The organism is Brevundimonas sp., from assembly GCF_013912065.1.
In the GTDB taxonomy this organism is placed as follows: Bacteria; Pseudomonadota; Alphaproteobacteria; order Caulobacterales; family Caulobacteraceae; genus Brevundimonas.
This window is the reverse complement of record NZ_JACESA010000003.1, coordinates 111818-126914: the sequence shown is the minus strand read 5'-3', so window position 1 is coordinate 126914 and position 15097 is coordinate 111818. Positions and strand designations below refer to the sequence as shown.

Genomic DNA, 15097 nt, shown 5'->3' with positions numbered 1-15097 from the left:
TCGCTCGGGATCCGATTCCAATGACCAAGAAAACCGGCGCCGATTCAAAGCCCGACCTGCGCCTAGTCGGGGCCGAAGCCGCCGTCTACGACCTGATGCGTGCGCCCGAGACCACGAGCGAACGCGTCAAACGGCTGCAGCTCGAGGCCCACGCCCTGGCCCTGGAAGAGATCGAACAGTTCGAGACCCTGCTGACCCAGGCCGCGACCAAGGCCAAGGACATCGCCGGCGGCGGCGACGCCTATCCGGTCGGCGTGCGCGAAATCGCGGCCCGCATCGCCGCTGACCTACCGACCCGCGCAGAGACTATCCGCACCATCGTCGGCCGCGTCGGCTGACGGGGAACGGGTTTCAGTCTCGTCCACTTTCCTGAAGACCTCACCTTCAGGAGACCCGTCATGGACGACCGCTTCGACGCCCGCGCGAACGATATCGCCGACCAGGAACGCGCCATCCAGCGCGACATAGACGCCAAGGACCGGGCCTCGGGCGACAACAAGCCCTCGGGCGCGGTCCAGGCCGGCGCCCGCCACTATCCCGAGCCGCCCTTCCCGGAGCAGCACCAGATCAAGCCCGGCGACGAATCCGCCCTGGCCCCCGCCCCTTTGTACGACGCCCCCTTCTGGAAGGGCTCGGGCAAGCTGGAGGGTTTCGCCGCCCTGATTACCGGGGCGGACTCCGGCATCGGCCGCTCGGTCGCCGTCCTGTTCGCCCGCGAAGGCTGCGACGTCGTCATCTGCCATCTGGACGAAGACAATGACGCCGAGACCACCAAGTCCGCCGTCGAGGCCGAGGGCCGCCGCGCCGTCGTGCTGAAGGGCGACGTCTCCGACCCCGCCTTCGCCGAGGCGGCGGTCAAGGCCACGCTGGACGCCTTCGGCCGGCTTGACGTCCTGGTGCCCAACGCCGCCTTCCAGGAACATGTCGACGCCTTCGAGGATCTGACCTTCGAGCATTTCGACCGCACGCTGAAGACCAACCTCTACGGCTATTTCAACATGACCAAGGCGGCCGTCCCGCACATGAAATCCGGCGGCGCCATCGTCATGACGGGTTCGGTCACGGGGCTTCAGGGCAACAAGGACCTGCTGGACTATTCGATGACCAAGGGCGGCATCCACGCCTACGCCCGATCGCTGGGCACGCATCTGGCGCCGCGCGGCATCCGCGTGAACGTGGTCGCCCCCGGCCCGGTCTGGACCCCGTTGAATCCGGCGGACAAGAATGCGGAAAAGACGGCCCAGTTCGGCGCCCAGACGGTGATGAAACGCCCGGCCCAGCCGGAAGAGATCGCCCCCGCCTACGTCTTCCTCGCCTCGCCCCAGATGTCGAGCTTCATCACCGGCGAGATCCTGCCGATTATCGGCGGCTATTCCGGAGGCTGACGCGGGGCCGCGATCCAGGAGTTTTTTCCGGCGGGAGTCCAGGCGTCAGGCGAAGCCCAGGTGTTGCTCCCGCCTCGCCACCTGGCGACCAGCAAGGCTTCAGGATCGACTTCGACATCGTCCAGTCGCACTTCGCAGCTGATGCCGTTCATCCGTGAACGCAGCCGCACGGACAACTGGCCCTCGCCTATGGGCGTAAGCCAGTCTTCCTTGAAGTCGCGCGACATCCCGAACCAGCCGCCTGCCGTACGCACCGCTTCGTCATTCACGATCAGGCGCTCCTGAGCCCAACCCAACCACGCGAAGGCGTTCTCGACCCGCACCGTCGAGTTGCCCACGTGATAGACCCACGCCTGTCCGATCAATTGCATGGTGTGATTCTAGCAAACACCGTGACGTCCGCTATGGGTCAGAACGCCAAGGCATGGACCAGTCGCCTCAGGCCAGCACGTCGTCGTAGTCGGGATGCCGTTTGTGCCACAGCACCGCATAGCTGCAGCGCGGGAACAGCCTCAGGCCCTTCTCACGCGCATATTCGGCCATCGACTGCATGAAGCGGCCGGCCGCGCCCGAGCCGCGCAGTCCCTGTTCCGCCTCGACATGCAGGATCATCCGCGCCCCGCCGCGCACGGCGTAGTCAGCCCAGACGCGGCCATGGCCGCCGTCGCTGTCGAAGTCCTGTTCGAAGCGGTTCTCGCTTGGTTCGTCCTTGAACTGTCCCATATGCAACTCCCTTTTCGCTTCAACAGCTTGGGAGGCGGGATGTTCCATGAACGCGCCTGCGTCAGATCGGCTTGTCTTGCAGCAGGTTGATCAGCCCCAGCACGCTCTTCACCGTGAACCAGACACTGAGCAGGAACCAGATCAGAACAAACAGCAGCAGGAAGGGAATTCCGACCAGGATCACCGAGGCCACGGCGCTGACCGCGATGCCGATCCAGGCGGCGATGGTCCACCAGAAGACTGACCAGAACAGCCGGATCTGCGCCTCGATATGCTGGCGCGGCACGCCGACCGCCGTCCCGCGCCCCACATAGGAGACCACCAGACCGACCAGAACCAGCACATTGGCGCTGGGGATCGACAGGATGAACAGGGCCCAGGCGATCAGGGCGGCGACTTTGCCTTCCGATTCCTGTCCTGCGGTGAAATTCGGTTCGGTGGTCATGTCGCCCCTCTCAGAACAGCCAGCTGCGCGGATTGCCAATCGCTCGCCCCGCCTTCAGCCGCAGGACGCCGAAGACGCCGCGCGCCAGGGTCCACAGGGCCAGCAGGAACAGGACGAAGACGCCGATATTGACGATCACCAGCAGGCCGCCCAACCCCGCCGCCACCGCGGCGCTCCACAGGGTCCGTTGCTGATAGACGAAATGGCTGGCGGCCAGGGGCTCGTCCGGCCCGTCGCGTCCGGTCACCGCCAGCAGGGCCAGCAGGGCCGACAGACCCAGGGTCGGCACCGCGAGCAGGATCAGCACATAGACGGCGTACAGGCTCATCGGCGCGACCGGAGGCTCCACGCGCGTGACGGTCTCTCGCTCGGCGCCGACCGAGGCGACCGCTTCTCGCCTCCCCGCAGGCGTCCGCGCGGGCGCAACCGGTTCGGTCCGATCGAACGGACCGGGTTGGGACAGGGGCGCGGGCTCCGGCGGATCGAACAGATCGGGCTCGCGCGCTACGGGGGTCGTCTCGCCAGACTCAGGCTTCGGCTGGGGCTTCGGTTCGGGCGGCCGCGAACGACCGGCCAGCGACGCCGGCGAGACGAAGCCGATATGGGCGTCGTGATCGTGGTCGGAATCGGCCTCGGGGCCTTTCGGATCGCCGGGTTCGGCCATGGATGAAGAACGCTTCTCTCGCACAGCCGAAGCGGCTGGATCATTAACGACAATGGCCGCCGGACGGTTTCGACGCAACTACCGCCCCAGCACGATCTCGCATCCCGGCGCGATCACGGCCTGAAGCGCGCCGGGCTTTTCGATCCGCACCGTCGCCCGCATCACCCGCCCGTCCTCCAGACAGGCGCGCGCCAACCGTTCGGCGAAGGTCTCCACCAGGCCCACATGCCCGTCGGCGGCGATGGCGCGCGCCGCATTGGCCACCGTCTCATAATTGATGGTGTCGCCCAGCCGTTCGATCGGCCGGGGCTCCAGCTCCAGGGTCACGTCGATGACCAGCCGCTGCAGCCGCCCCTGCTCGTGGTCATAGACCCCGATCCCGGCCTCGACCTCCAGCCCGCGCACGAAGACGCTCAGACGCTCGAAACGCAGCGGCTCGTCCGCCGGAAACGGCGACACCGAAGACGACTGGACCACGCGACTACTCCTGGATGTCGGGGGTGCGCCAGGCCAGATGCTGGCCCCCGTCGACGGCGATCATCTGGCCCGTGACCATCCGCGCGTCAATGAGCCACAGCACCGCCTCGGCCACCGCATCCGGGCTGCCCGGCGTCTGCAACAGGGTGCCGCGCGCCTCGGCGGCGAATTCTTCGGGGGTCTGGTGGATCGACGGCAGGGTCGGCCCCGGCCCCACCCCATTGACGCGGATCCCCGGCGCCAGGGCCTGGGCCAGGGTCTGGGTCGCCCACCACAGACCGTTGCGCGACAGGCTGTAGGAGAAGAAGCGCGGATCGGGCTTCAGCACCTTCTGATCCAGCAGATTGATGATCACGCCCTGCGCCGTCTGGGCGGCGAAGGCCTCGGCCAGCACCAGAGGCGCCCGCAGATTGGTCTCCAGATGGGTGTCCCAACTTTCGCGGCTCAGGCCGCCGACCCGGTCGTCCTCGAACACCGAGGCGTTGTTGACCAGCACCGTCACCGGCCCCAGGGCCTCGGCCGCCGCGGGAACCAGGGCGCGCACCCGGGTCTCATCCGTCAGATCCGCCTGCAACAGGCAGGACCGCCGCCCCAGGGCCGCGATCTCGTCCGCCAAAGTCCGGGCGTCCTCGCCCGACGCATGATGGTGCACGGCCACGTCATAACCGGCCTTGGCCAGGGCCAGACAAATGGCCCGCCCGATCCGCCTCGCCCCGCCCGTGACCAGGGCGACCCCCCGCACGGCGCTGGGGCCCTGATCAGTCAACCCGGCCGAACTCGACCAGGTTCATGAGGGCGATGACGGCGATGAAGCCGAAGATGATGCCGAGCGCCAGCATGTTTATGCTCCTGTTGACCTTCAGGATTAGAGCGAGTGGCGGCGGGGTTCAAGCGGCCACTCCACGCACTCATGCGGGTTCGCCACGACCGAATAAAAAGGTAAAATTTGACTAAAAATATTTAAAATGGAGGGAAATCAGGACCTTTGATATTATTGCACCAGTAGTGCATGGTTTGAATTCTGTATGCAGTAACCTGACCCGAACCGTAATCGTTGCCGTTGCACGTCTTTCCGTACATTCCAACTATCTCAGTCATTGAATCATCAGAATAATATTCATACTCGTCCCAGTAAGCCGGCATCGCCGCTGCCGGTCCCGATGCCATAATGGCCATCGATGACAAAACAGTTGCACCGATGTACTTTTCGATACCCATAATTGAATTCCTTATCATCGAGGACATAAACCCTAATATGCACAGGCGCCCCAGCGGTTCAATCTAGAATTTCTTTCATAACACGTACAGGTGGATTCTTAATTGCCCTTTGTCAGCTACAGACGAGTTGACCGTTATAAACTAGTCTACGGCGTGCTTAGCGCAGTCATCTCACGCGCGAAACATCCGCCCCCGGACTGAAACACCACCGATACCCGATCACCCCACGACGCCCGCAATGCTCGGCTTCACTGGCGCCTCGCTTTCAAGAGGACCAGAATGCACGACGCCCCCCGCCCGAGACGCCTGCACATCACCGGCGCGCCCCGCAGCGGCACCACCCTGCTCCACGTCATGATCCTGACCTGTTTCGACATCGACGGGCCGGTCGAGGCGGAACAGCGGCTTCGTCGGCCTGTCCCGCGCGACCGCCGCCTGGTCTGCACCAAATGCCCGGGCGAGGTCGAGGCGGCGGTCGATATCCTGAAACTGGATCCCCGACTGGACGTCGTCTATCTGGCCCGCGATCCGCGAGAAGTGATCACCAGCGAGCATGCCGACTACCCCGGCCGCTATTTCACCAATCTGCGGGTCTGGCGCCGCGCCGCCCGCGCCGCCGCCCGCGCCCGAAACCATCCGCGCTTTCATGTGGTTGACTATCGCCGACTGGTGACCGAGCCCGACGTGGTCCAGACCGAGCTGATGACCGTCATGCCCTGGCTGCGGCCGATCCGTCACTTCTCGGACTATCACCTCGCCGTGGAGCGGCCGAACGCCGAATGGGCCCCGGCCATGCGCCAGATCCGTCCCGTCTGTCCGTCCAGCCTGGGCGCCTGGCGCCGCCATCTGCCCCGGCTCCAGGGCCAGTTGCGTCGTCACGGCGACCTCGGCGCCGAACTGATCGCCCAAGGTTACGAGCCCGACCGCGACTGGATGCGGCTCCTGGACGGGGTCGAGCCCGACCTGTCCCCCAGCGTCAACGCCGAAACCCTGTCCCTACGCCGTCGCCTGAAGGAACGCCTGCCCCGCCTGCGCGACATGACCCTGTATGTAATGCGCAACCGTGGCGCGGCGGCGCGGTCCTTGACCTAGCGGTGATCCGTCATGCCATGGTTGCGGCATGAGCACCTGGCGCACCCACATCGAACCCTTCACCCGTCCCCTCTTCTTCGTCTGGTCGCGGCTGACGCGCGGCAAGACCCTGGGGGTGCGCGGCGTCGCCGTCGATGCGGGCGGGCGGGTGCTGCTGGTCAAACACACCTACCTCGCCGGCTGGTGGCTGCCCGGCGGCGGCGTGGACAAGGGCGAGACCACACAGGACGCCGTGGTGCGTGAACTGAAGGAAGAGGCCGGCCTGATCGCCCGCGCCCCGCCGCGCCTGATCTCGATCCATTCCAACGAGCGCTTCTTCCCGGGCGATCATGTGCTGGTCTTCCGCATCGACGCCTTCGACCTGGGCGAGCGGTCCAGCGAGGGCGAGATCGCCGAGATCGGCTGGTTCCACCCCGCCGTCCTGCCCGCGGACGTGAACCGCGGCACGCGCGCCCGCCTGGCCGAGATCTTCGACAAGGTACAAACCGATACAAATTGGTGAGACGGATCGCCCGCAGGACGGCGTTATTTTGGGACGAACGAAAGGACCTCCCATGCCCGTCTCCCGCCGCGCCGCCCTGCTTGGCCCGATCCTTGCGGCCACGACGCTCGCCGCCCTATCGACCCCCGCCCTGGCCCAGCGCCGTCTCGCGCGACGGAGAAAAGACTCCGGCCGCAGCTCCGTCGCCCCCGCCCACACCTGGTCTTTCGGCCCCGATCCGCTCCAGGCCTATGACGTCTATGCGGACCGTGGAACCGGGCCGATCCTGATGTTCGTCCACGGCGGCGGCTGGTCGCGTGGCGAGCGGGCGATGGTCAGCGAACTGCCCGCCTATGCCCAGCGCCACGGCCTGACCCTGGCCTCGACCAGCTATCGCCTGGCGCCGGCGGTCACCGCCCGCGAGTCGGCCCTGGACGTCGCCGCCGCCGTGGCGGACCTGAAACGCCGTCTGCCGGGCCGGCCCGTCTGGCTGCTGGGCCATTCGGCCGGCGCCCACCTGGCCGCCCTGGTTGGGATCGATCCCGACTATCTGGGCGCGGTCGGCCTGACGCCCTCCGACCTGGCGGGCGTCATCCTTCTGGACGGCGCCGGCTATGACGCCACCGCCCCGCGCGGCGACGGCCGCATCGATCAGTGGCTAGGCCGGACCTACCACCAGGCCTTCGGCGACCAGGCGGCCGCCCTGTCCCCGACCCTGCGTGTCCGGGCCGGCGTCGCCTATCCGCCCTTCCTGATCTTCCACGTCGCCCGACGCCAGGACTCCGCCGTCCAAAGCCGCGCCCTGGCCGAAGCCCTGACCCGCGCCGGCGGCAGCGCCCAGGTCGTCGCCGCTCCCGACGACAGCCACATGACCATCAACCGCGGCTTCGGCGCCGTCGGCGATGCCGAGGGCGAACACGCCGCCCGGTTCATCTCGGAAAGGGCGTCATAGCGCGACGCCCCTCCGCCCGGACATTACGCGTCTCTACAGTCCTGGCGTCCGGCTGCGCCGTTGCTATCCGCCCAAGTCGCCGCGGAGGCCCTTGGCAAGCCGCTCCAACCCCTGCTAGGCGGTTCCTCCCGCCGCGCCGCGCACCGCGCGCAGGCATCGGGGGCCTGTAGCTCAATGGTTAGAGCCGACCGCTCATAACGGTCTGGTTGGGGGTTCGAGTCCCTCCGGGCCTACCACTTCCCCAGACAAGCTTCGTCGCCGGCCTCACCCCTGATCCAGGTCGTCGACGTCTTCGTCCTTTTGCGTCGTCGGGACCGGCGTCTTGGGGTCGGCGCTGAGGGGGCCTTGGGGGAGGTCGCCTTCGGGCTCGCGGCTGAAGGACGGACCTTCCTGGAGGCGGCGGGTTTTGGGGTCCGGTCCGATCTGACCGCCCGGCCCGATGCCGCCGGCGCGCAGTTGCAGCTCTTCCGGCGGGGTGTTCAGCGATCGGCCTCGGGCGACGCCCGGAGGCAGGGCGTCCTCGGCCTCTTGCTCGCGATTGCGGTCGGTCATCGGTCTCTCCCGTGGTTTCTGGAATAAGACCTGGGCGCCGACGATGTTCCGATGCGGAGGCGCGTCTCAGCCTTCGGTCCAGCGCTCCACGTCCGGTTGGAGCCCGATCAGGGCCAGGCCCGCGGCGATGGATTCGAACTCGCCGCCGGTCTCGATGCGCGCCGCGCCGAAGCGTCGGTGGAACAGGGCGCGCACGCGGGGGTCAGGGAGGTGCCGCCGGTCAGGAAGACGCGGTCGATCCCCTCCAGCGGCAGGCCCGACAGTTGGAGCGCCTCATCCAGGGCGGTCTCGATGGCGGTCAGTTCCGGGGCGATCCAGTCTTCGAACTGCGCGCGCGTGACCGGCGCCTCGATCCGCACGCCGCCGGCGACGAAGGAGAAATCGGCCGTCTCGGCGCGCGACAGATCCTGTTTCAGCGTCGAGACGGCGCGGTACAGGGCGTGGCCGTGATTGTCGTCCAGCACCTCGATCAGCCGCTCGATCTTCTCGGGCTCCAGCGAGGTCGTGGCCAGGCCCCGGATGTCGCGCATGTCGCGCGAGGCTCGCAGCAGGGCCAGCTGGTCCCAGCGGGCGAAGGCGGAATAATAGCGCTGGGGCGCCGGCAGGGTCTTGCCCAGGCTCTTGTAGAAACTGCCCTTGCCCAGTTCGGGCGACACCAGATTGTCGATGATCCGATAGTCGAAGGCGTCGCCGGCCACGCCGACGCCGGATCGGGCCAGGGGGGTGGACTTCAGCCCGTCGGGCGTCTGTTCGAAACGGATGATCGAAAAGTCGCTGGTGCCTCCGCCGAAGTCGGCGACCAGGACGGTGGCGTCCTGTGTCAGCGTCCGGGCGAAATAGAAGGCGGCGCCGACCGGTTCATAGGCGTAGCGGACGTCCTCGAACCCCAGCCGTTTGAAGGCGGTCTCGTAGCGCGACAGGGCCAGGGCCTCGTCGGGGCGGCCGCCGGCGAAGGTCACGGGCCGGCCGACGATGACGCGCGGCGGCAGGTCGGCCATGGCCCCGCCCGCGTGGTGGCGCAGCTTCAGCAGGAAGGCGGACAGCAGATCCTCGAACGTATAGCGGCGGTCGTGGATACGGGTCTCGGTGAAGGCGGCGCTGGCGGCGAAGGTCTTGAACGACTGGATGAAGCGCGTGTCGTGCGGATCGTCGACATAGGCCTCGATGGCCCAGGGGCCGGCCTCGACGATCCGTTCGGGCCGGCCGTCGCCCTCGGCGGCGTGGAACTGGAAGCTCAGGGCCGAGCGGAAGGTCGAGCTCTCGCCCCCCTCGACCGCGAACTGAACCAGGACGGCGCCGGTGGCCGGATCCGCCATGGCGACGACGGAATTGGTCGTGCCGAAGTCGATGCCGATCGTCAGCGGCTGTGGCGTGGTCATGACCCGGCTCCTGGAAGGGCGGGCTTCCTAACGTGTCCTCGGGGAATAGGGAACTAGCCTTGGTCGTGCGGGGAGCATTGGGTCGCGGTCGCGGCGACGTCCAGCCCTTCGGCGCAGCGGCGCTCGCGGTCACCGTGGTCTCGGACCAGGCCGAACAGGGCCGTCCAGACAAGTAGGGAGAAAACCAGCGCCCCGCCCCAGCCGAGCATCCGCCACAGCGCGCGGCGCGGCGCCTCCATCTCATGGTCGTCCATCTCGACGTCCCGATCAGCTTCAGGCCGTTTCAATTCGCCTTCTGGGCGAACACCGCAACCGGTCAGGATGCTTAACGACGGCAAGACCTGTGGATGGGCGTCCGTCGATCAGCGAACCGCGTGCGCGTGGCGCGCCAGCAGGGCCTCGGCCTCGGCGAGATGCAGACGTTCGACCATGGCGCCGCCGACCCGGATCGCGCCCCGCCCCTCGGCCTCGGGCGCGGCGAAGGCGGAGATGATCGCGCGGGCCTGGGCGATCTCGGCCTCGGTCGGCGAGAAGGCGGCGTTGGCGGCGGCGATCTGGGACGGGTGGATCAGGCTCTTGCCGTCGAAGCCGTAGAGCCGCCCCTGGGCCGCCTCGGCCGCCAGCCCCTCCGCGTCGTCGATCCGGTTGAACACCCCGTCGATAGCCAGCAGTCCATGCGCCCGCGACGCGGCGACCAGAGCGGCCAGCCAGGGCTTGAACGGCTCCCGGTCGGGCGACGCCCCCGTGCCCAGACCCTTGGCCAGGTCGTTGACGCCCAGCATAAGTCCATCCAGCCCCCCGCCCGCCTGGGCGATCCGGCCCAGGTCGATCATGGCGCGCGGCGTCTCGATCATGGCCCACAAGGCCGCGTCCGGCGCGCCGGCAGACAGGGCGTGGACCGTCTCGGGCGTCTCGACCTTGGGCGCGACGATCAGGCGGGCGCCGGCCTGGGCCAGGGCGTCCAGGTCGTCCTCGCCCCATTCAGTGTCCAGGGCGTTGATCCGCACCCCCAGCCGGGGACCGAAACCGCCCGCCCGAACCGCCTCGACGGCCGCGGCGCGGGCCTCGATCTTGGCCTCGGGCGCGACGGCGTCCTCCAGATCCAGAATGGCCACGTCGCAGTCCAGCGTCCGCGCCTTGTCGATCGCCCGGGCGTTCGACGCGGGCAGATAGAGGACGCTGCGAACCGGGTCGCGCCGCATCAGACCCGGCCGGTGACGGGCACCAGGGCGCCGGTCACGGCCCGGCTCTCCGGCGAGGCCAGGAACAGGATCACCGCCGCAAGATCGGCGGGGGCGACCCAGGCCGCCGGATCGGCGTCGGGCATGTCCTGGCGATTGGCCGGGGTGTCGATGATCGAGGGCAGGACGGCGTTGACCGTCACCGAGGTCGTCTTCAGCTCTTCCGCCAGGGCCTGGGTCAGGGCGTGGACGCCCAGCTTGGCCGCGCCATACGGCCCCATGCCGGCGCCGGGCTTCAGGACGGCGGCCGAGCCGATATTGACGATCCGGCCCTCGGGCGAGGCCTTCAGGTAAGGCAGGGCGGCGCGGCTGGCGTTGACGGCGGTGGCCAGGTTCAGCGCCTGCATCCGGCTCCAGGCCGGGGCCGCGTCGTCCACCGTCTGCCAGACGAAGCCGCCGGCGATGTTCAGCAGGGCGTCCAGCCGCCCGAACCGGCCGATGACGGCGGCGAAAGCGGCCTGGGCCTGGTCGGCGTCCGTAAGGTCGATCCCGCCGAGCTCCAGCACCCCGTCCGGCGCCGCATGGCCCTGGGCGTGGTCGATGACGGCGACCGTCAGCCCCGCCCCCAGCGCCGCCTCCAGCACCGCCCGGCCCAGCACCCCGTGCCCGCCCGTGATCGCGATCACCCGTTCCGTCATCCTCATCTCCCTTTCGCCCTCCTGGACCCTAGCCCCGGATCAACGGGCGGCGAAGACCTTGGCCAGAAGGCTTTCCAGTCCCGCCTGGTCAACCCCGTCAAAGGCGGCCCGGGTCGTGGCGTCCACGTCGAACACGGCGATCAGTTCGCCAGAGGCGTCCAGCACCGGCACCACGATCTCGCTTTCCGACCGGCTGTCGCAGGCGATATGGCCGGGGAAGGCGTGGACGTCCTCGACCACCTGGGTCTGCCGCGTCGCCGCCGCCGTTCCGCACACCCCACGGCCGAAGGCGATCCTCAGACAGCCCAGCGTGCCCTGATAAGGCCCGACCACCAGTTCGTCCGCCTTGTCCGGCGCCACCACATAGAAGCCGGTCCAGAAGAAATGGTCGAAAGCGTCGGCCAGCATCGAGGCGACCGTGGCCATTCGCGCCGTCATATTCGGCTCCCCATCCAGCACGGCCAAAACCTCGGCCTCGACCTCGGCATAGCGTTGCGTCTTGTCAGCGGGACGGTCGTCGCGGGCGAGGTAGGACATGGGCGGCTCCTTCGATTCGGAGGCCGATATAGGACGCGTCCACGCTCCGCGCGAGGGTTCGAGCTTGACCACGAAATTCTAAACACCGGAAATCACACAACAAGGTTCGAAACACGGAAATTTGGGGCTTGCTGCGGCGCCGCTTTGTCGCAAAACATCGTTAACCATGTTGGAATCTTCGACCTGCCGGCGCTCGCGCGCCGTCCTGTGTCGTGGGTCGAAACAGGGATCAGGAGCGGCGGGGACCCATGGGGGATTACGACAACGGCGATCGCGGTCCGTCCCGGCTCCAGCGGCATCGCATGCCTCTGGCGGGCGGCGCCCTGGCCGTTCTGGTGCTCTTGATCGCGCTTCTGGTCCTGGCCAGCTGTGGCGACGGCCGCCCGGCCTTCTGGCGCCGCGGCCAGAACGACGCCGCCCTGTCCTGCCCCCGGCCGGCCTCGGTCACGGGCTCGGAGTTCAACGCCCAGGAGACCGGCCTGCGCTACCTGCGCCGCGCCGCCTTCCGGGGCGACGTCTTCGCCCAGCTCGAACTCGGCTCGCGCTACAGCGCCGCGCGCGCCACGGACAAGAATATAGAGGACCCGATCGAGAGCTCGGTCTGGTACGCCATGGCCCTGGCCAATGACGAGGGCTACGCCCCGGTCAACGGCGTCGAACGCCGCGCCGGGGCCTTCGGCGGCGGCCTGCGCCCCCTGTCCAAATACGACGACTGCCGCGCTTTCGAGCGTCATCGCGCCTATCAGGTCCTCGACCGCCAGCTGGCGCGCATGAGCCGCGAGGAGCAGGAGGCGGTGCGCGACCGGGTCATCTATATCCTGTCGACCCAGGACGCCGAGGGCTATCGCACCCTGGCCCGGCTGCACGACGGCCTGTACGGCCCGTTCGGCGAGCCCGAGGACAATCGCGAAGCCCGCGAAGCCATCGGTCGCGCCCCCGAGGGGCAGGCGCTGGGCCAGAAGCGCCGGCGCGGCGGCTACTGGGCGGCGGTGAACCTGTTCCAGCGCAACGACGTCGACGCCTATCTCTACAACTATCTGGCGGTTCAGACCGGCGACGTCGGCGCCTATGTGCTGATGAAGGACTTCGAACGCTCGTCGCCGGGCCGCGCCCAGTACGCCGGATTCGTCGAGGCCAAGGCGCGGCAGTGGACCCCGCCGTTCGAATTCTATCCGCTGGAGGCGCCGGCCTCGGGCGTGCCCTTCTCGGACGAGAGCCGGCCGCGCGGCGACGCCTATGAATACGCCCTGTCGCGGATGCAGGGCGAGCTGCCCTTCCTCCATGTCGGCCGCGCCCTGCGTTATCTCGGCGTGACCCAAGAGGTCGCCACGACGCCCGAACAGCTGTCGAAACAACAGATCGAGGCGTTCGAGGCCATGATCGGCCATGCGACCGAAAGCCGGCTGTCGGCCGTCGAACGGGTGCGCGCGATACAGCTGGCGGCGGTCAACGGCTCGTCCGAGGCCCAGTTGGTGCTGGCGGTCATGTACGCCGAGGGCATCGGCCTGCCCGCCGACTACGCTCGCTCGTTCAAATGGTTCAGCGAGGCGGCCCGCCAGGGCAGCCCCGAGGCCAAGTTCGCCATGTCGACCTATTTCGCCCTGGGCGTCGCCGGGGTGGCCGACCAGGACAAGGCGGACGCCGTCGCCTATCGCATCGAATCCGCGCTGTCGGGCTTCGGCCCCTCGGCCTCGCGCCTGCAGGCCCTGCTGGCTCAGGTGTCCCGCGCACAACAGCAGCGCCGTTAAGGGAGGGTCTGTCGCATGAATATCCGCTCGCTCGCGAAAGTCTCGCTCCTCGCCGCCCCGATGCTGCTGGCGGCCTTCGCCCTCACCGCCGCGCCCGAGACGGCCCAGGCCCAGGTCGCGGCCAAGGTCGAGGCCCAGACCCGGCCCAACTTCGGCGTCCTGCTGGACCCGCCGACCCGCAGCCGTCCGCGCGCCAATCGCCGCTATGACTACGGCCGGTATCGCGGCCCCGCCTGGCGCCCCCTGCCCCGCCCGCCGGTGCAGGAAGAGGTCGTCCTGGTCGATTGCGGGGGCAATCCCGGTTCCGGCGCGATCGAGAGCGCGGTGCAGCGGGTGCGGCCGGGCGGAACCCTGATCATCCGGGCCAGGGGCGGCGCCTGCGTCGGCTGGCTGAACATCGACAAGCCGATGACCATCATCGGCGACAGCGGTTTCGATCCGCGCCGCTGGGACGCCGCGACGCCGACGCTGCAGGCGCCGGACGGCCTGCCCTGTCTGACCGTGGCCCAGGGGGTGCGGGTCGAGGTTCGCGACCTGGTCTTCGCCTCGCCGCGCGGCGGCGACGCGGCCTGCGTGGTCGGCTACAACGCCGAACTGATCATGAGCCGCGTCGGCTTCCGCCATGCGGGCGACGAGGCGGCCATCTACGCCGACGGCGGCCTGCTGGACCTGCGCGACGTCCTGATCGACGCCCGCACCGTATCGGCCGCAGTGGTCGCCGACGGCGCCGTCGCCACCCTGTACGAGACCGTCATCACCGGAGCCCAGACGGGCGTCGAACTGACGCCGGGCGCGGGCGGCCCCTCCACCCTGTCCTCGGTGACACTGATCGGTTCGGAACAGCCGAACAATTTCGGCCCGCGCGCCATCGGGGTGATCGTCCGCGCCTCGCGCGACTATGGCCAGGTCGCCATCACCAACGCCAAGATCTGCGGCTATGTCGAAGGCGTGGCGATCGAGGGCGCCTCGGTCTCGGTGTCCAAGAGCAAGATCTGCAAGGGCGACAAGGGGGCGGTTCTCTACAACGGCGAGCTGCTGTTCGATCAGAACCGCGTCCGGGTGAACCAGATCGGCGTCGCCGCGGCCTCGGGCCGGGCCGTGGTCACCGGCAACAGCTTCGCCGGGGTCCGCAGCGCCATCTACGAGGAGGAACGGGCCATCATCGACGCCCGCGACAACCGCGTCTGGTCGCAAGACCTCTGCCGCCCGCGCTTCGAACATCGCTATCGCGGTCGCTACGGTCTGTACGAGGGCGGAAGCCGTTCGTACGACTGCCAGTACAGCCCCTATCCCCGCGACTGGTGGCAGGCCGAGGACGGTCCCTATTTCGACTACGGCTATGCCCTGGACGGCTATGACCGCTACCGCCAGGGCTATGGCTGGTACGACCGGGACGGCCGCTACGTGTCCGACAACCGCTATTTCGGCGACGACCGCTGGAACCGTGGGGGCGGCTGGTTCAACTAGGCGACGGCCGGCTGTGGCGATGCAGTTGAGAGCCCCTCCGTCACGGCGCTGAAGAAGCGCCGCGCCACCTCCCCACGCTGTGGGGAGGAGACAGGTTC

19 protein-coding genes, 1 tRNA gene and 1 pseudogene are annotated in these 15097 nt (G+C 68.3%); 8 read left to right on the top strand and 13 right to left on the bottom strand.

The features are described 5' to 3' along the window. Window positions 1-20: 20 nt before the first annotated feature. A complete protein-coding gene (locus H2037_RS03925; protein WP_292117971.1) occupies window positions 21-338 on the top strand; it encodes a hypothetical protein in 318 nt (105 codons plus the stop codon). 60 nt (window positions 339-398) lie between these two features. Next, a complete protein-coding gene (locus H2037_RS03920; RefSeq protein WP_292117968.1) occupies window positions 399-1385 on the top strand; it encodes an SDR family oxidoreductase in 987 nt (328 codons plus the stop codon). Here H2037_RS03920 and H2037_RS03915 read toward each other — a convergent pair. The 7 genes from H2037_RS03915 to H2037_RS03885 all read right to left on the bottom strand — a co-directional run bounded on the left by H2037_RS03915 (window position 1370) and on the right by H2037_RS03885 (window position 4912). Then, complete coding sequence (locus H2037_RS03915) at window positions 1370-1756, bottom strand: hypothetical protein (RefSeq protein WP_292117966.1); 387 nt, start codon at window positions 1754-1756, stop codon at window positions 1370-1372. The genes H2037_RS03920 and H2037_RS03915 overlap by 16 nt on opposite strands. A 67-nt stretch (window positions 1757-1823) precedes the next feature. Beyond that, window positions 1824-2108, bottom strand: coding sequence for a GNAT family N-acetyltransferase (locus H2037_RS03910; RefSeq protein ID WP_292117964.1), 285 nt, complete (start codon window positions 2106-2108; stop codon window positions 1824-1826). Between the two features lie 61 nt (window positions 2109-2169). Then, window positions 2170-2553, bottom strand: a complete 384-nt coding sequence (locus tag H2037_RS03905; RefSeq protein ID WP_292117962.1) for a hypothetical protein — start codon at window positions 2551-2553, stop codon at window positions 2170-2172. 10 nt (window positions 2554-2563) lie between these two features. Continuing rightward, the gene (locus H2037_RS03900; RefSeq protein ID WP_292117959.1) at window positions 2564-3217 is read right to left on the bottom strand and encodes a hypothetical protein; all 654 of its coding nucleotides are present in this window, start codon (window positions 3215-3217) and stop codon (window positions 2564-2566) included. 78 nt (window positions 3218-3295) lie between these two features. Then, a complete protein-coding gene (gene folB, locus H2037_RS03895) occupies window positions 3296-3676 on the bottom strand; it encodes a dihydroneopterin aldolase (RefSeq protein WP_292118217.1) in 381 nt (126 codons plus the stop codon). Between the two features lie 22 nt (window positions 3677-3698). Then, complete coding sequence (locus H2037_RS03890) at window positions 3699-4460, bottom strand: SDR family oxidoreductase (RefSeq protein ID WP_292117956.1); 762 nt, start codon at window positions 4458-4460, stop codon at window positions 3699-3701. Between the two features lie 194 nt (window positions 4461-4654). Further along, the gene (locus tag H2037_RS03885; RefSeq protein WP_292117953.1) at window positions 4655-4912 is read right to left on the bottom strand and encodes a hypothetical protein; all 258 of its coding nucleotides are present in this window, start codon (window positions 4910-4912) and stop codon (window positions 4655-4657) included. Window positions 4913-5191: 279 nt separating this feature from the next. Between H2037_RS03885 and H2037_RS03880 the strand changes: the two genes are divergently transcribed. From H2037_RS03880 to H2037_RS03865, 4 genes are all read left to right on the top strand, one after another. Then, on the top strand, window positions 5192-6004 hold the full coding sequence (locus tag H2037_RS03880; RefSeq protein WP_292117949.1) for a sulfotransferase: 813 nt from the start codon (window positions 5192-5194) through the stop codon (window positions 6002-6004). A gap of 28 nt (window positions 6005-6032) precedes the next feature. Beyond that, the gene (locus H2037_RS03875) at window positions 6033-6506 is read left to right on the top strand and encodes an NUDIX domain-containing protein (protein ID WP_292117946.1); all 474 of its coding nucleotides are present in this window, start codon (window positions 6033-6035) and stop codon (window positions 6504-6506) included. A gap of 52 nt (window positions 6507-6558) precedes the next feature. Then, window positions 6559-7437 carry an alpha/beta hydrolase gene (locus tag H2037_RS03870; RefSeq protein WP_292117943.1) on the top strand — a complete coding sequence of 293 codons (879 nt, stop codon included), beginning with the start codon at window positions 6559-6561 and terminating at the stop codon, window positions 7435-7437. A 160-nt stretch (window positions 7438-7597) separates the two neighbouring features. Continuing rightward, a tRNA-Ile gene (locus tag H2037_RS03865) sits at window positions 7598-7673 on the top strand. A 28-nt stretch (window positions 7674-7701) separates the two neighbouring features. Here H2037_RS03865 and H2037_RS03860 read toward each other — a convergent pair. The 6 genes and pseudogenes from H2037_RS03860 to H2037_RS03835 all read right to left on the bottom strand — a co-directional run bounded on the left by H2037_RS03860 (window position 7702) and on the right by H2037_RS03835 (window position 11784). Next, the gene (locus tag H2037_RS03860; RefSeq protein ID WP_292117940.1) at window positions 7702-7989 is read right to left on the bottom strand and encodes a hypothetical protein; all 288 of its coding nucleotides are present in this window, start codon (window positions 7987-7989) and stop codon (window positions 7702-7704) included. A 66-nt stretch (window positions 7990-8055) separates the two neighbouring features. Then, window positions 8056-9368 (bottom strand): annotated as a pseudogene (locus tag H2037_RS03855) (Hsp70 family protein). A 53-nt stretch (window positions 9369-9421) separates the two neighbouring features. Further along, entirely contained in the window at window positions 9422-9655 is a 234-nt protein-coding gene (locus tag H2037_RS03850) for a hypothetical protein (RefSeq protein ID WP_292117937.1), read from the bottom strand. Between the two features lie 75 nt (window positions 9656-9730). After that, entirely contained in the window at window positions 9731-10570 is an 840-nt protein-coding gene (locus H2037_RS03845; RefSeq protein ID WP_292117934.1) for a CoA ester lyase, read from the bottom strand. After that, window positions 10570-11247, bottom strand: coding sequence for an SDR family NAD(P)-dependent oxidoreductase (locus tag H2037_RS03840; protein ID WP_292118214.1), 678 nt, complete (start codon window positions 11245-11247; stop codon window positions 10570-10572). The genes H2037_RS03845 and H2037_RS03840 overlap by 1 nt, the downstream gene beginning before the upstream one ends. A 39-nt stretch (window positions 11248-11286) precedes the next feature. Then, complete coding sequence (locus H2037_RS03835) at window positions 11287-11784, bottom strand: GAF domain-containing protein (RefSeq protein WP_292117931.1); 498 nt, start codon at window positions 11782-11784, stop codon at window positions 11287-11289. A gap of 248 nt (window positions 11785-12032) precedes the next feature. Between H2037_RS03835 and H2037_RS03830 the strand changes: the two genes are divergently transcribed. Then, a complete protein-coding gene (locus H2037_RS03830; protein ID WP_292117930.1) occupies window positions 12033-13532 on the top strand; it encodes a tetratricopeptide repeat protein in 1500 nt (499 codons plus the stop codon). Window positions 13533-13547: 15 nt separating this feature from the next. Beyond that, complete coding sequence (locus H2037_RS03825; RefSeq protein ID WP_292117927.1) at window positions 13548-14999, top strand: hypothetical protein; 1452 nt, start codon at window positions 13548-13550, stop codon at window positions 14997-14999. The last annotated feature ends 98 nt before the right edge of the window (window positions 15000-15097 follow it).